Raw genomic sequence first — 1,397 nt, 5'->3', positions numbered from 1 at the left:
GGCGAACCGGTCACCGGAGCGGTCACGGACGCGGTGTAAACCACCACGCCACCTTCAGCCACAGACGGCGTAGCCGTCAGCGAAACGGTGCTGGTATCGATGGTATCGGTCACATCGGTGACAGCAGGCGTAGTGCTCGGTACCAGGTTCTCAAAGTTGCCGCCCGCTGCATCCTGGATGCTGACTTCAACCTTGCCGGCGTCCTTGTACACATCGTCCGCCGGAGCCGCGACGGTGACAGAACCCGTGGTGGCGCCTGCTGCGATGGTGATCACAGCGCCGTTCGACAGGGTCACGGTCACTGGCGTGCCCGCAGCATTGGTCAGTGTCGCGGTGTAAACAATCGAACCGCCTTCAGCCACGGTATCGGTCGCGCTCAAGGTCAGGCTAGTAGTGTCCGGGGTATCGGTAACCGAGGTCTCGGCAGGCTTGCCGTCGACGTCCAGCTTTTCGTAATTACCGCCGGTGGCGCCGGTAATGGTGGTACTCAGGGAGCTACCGCCGGCCAACGCATCGTTTGGTGCGGTGAAGTTCACGGTACCGGAGGATTCGCCCACTGGGATGGTGATGGTCTGGCCGTTGGACAGGGTCACCACAACAGGCGAGCCAGTCACTGGCGCAGTCACCGACGCGGTGTAGACCACCACGCCACCTTCGGCCACGGACGGCGTGGCGGTGAGGCTGACGGTCGACGTATCGATGGTGTCGGTCACGTCGGTGACGGCTGGCGTAGTGTTCGGCACCAGGTTCTCGAAGTTGCCACCAGTAGCATCCTGGATGGTTGCCTCGACCTTGCCAGCATCCTTGTAGACGTCATCGCTTGGGGCTGCGACGGTCACGGAGCCGGTGGTGGCGCCGGCAGCAATGGTGATCACGGCGCCGTTCGACAAGGTCACGGTCACCGGAGTGCCGGCTGCGTTAGTCAGCGTCGCGGTGTAAACGATCGAACCACCTTCGGCGACGGTGTCGGTCGCTGTCAGGCTGAGGGTAGTGGTATCCGGAGTATCGATAACCGAGGTCTCGGCAGGCTTGCCATCGACATCCAGCTTTTCGTAATTACCGCCGGTGGCGCCGGTGATGGTCGCGCTCAGGGAACTGCCGCCAGCCAATGCATCGTTTGGCGCGGTGACGTTCACGGTACCGGACGACTCGCCGACCGGGATGGTGATGGTCTGGCCATTGGACAGGGTCACCACAACCGGAGAACCGGTTACCGGTGCGGTTACGGAAGCGGTGTAAACGACAACACCACCTTCAGAAACAGACGGCGTGGCCGTCAGCGAAACGGTGCTGGTATCGATGGTGTCAGTGACATCAGTCACCGCCGGCGTAGTGCTCGGCACCAGATTTTCAAAGTTGCCACCAGTAGCATCCTGGATGGTTGCCTCGACCTTGCC

General features: G+C 62.0%; 1 protein-coding gene. It reads right to left on the bottom strand.

Annotated elements, in window-relative coordinates:
* Window positions 1-1,397, bottom strand: a 1,397-nt coding sequence (locus tag BLV20_RS30720; protein ID WP_371914347.1) for an immunoglobulin-like domain-containing protein, incomplete at both ends; no start/stop codon positions are given.

It is taken from the genome of Pseudomonas sp. NFIX28 (assembly GCF_900107395.1).
Classification (GTDB): domain Bacteria; phylum Pseudomonadota; class Gammaproteobacteria; order Pseudomonadales; family Pseudomonadaceae; genus Aquipseudomonas.
This window is presented reverse-complemented; position numbering and strand designations above follow the sequence as displayed.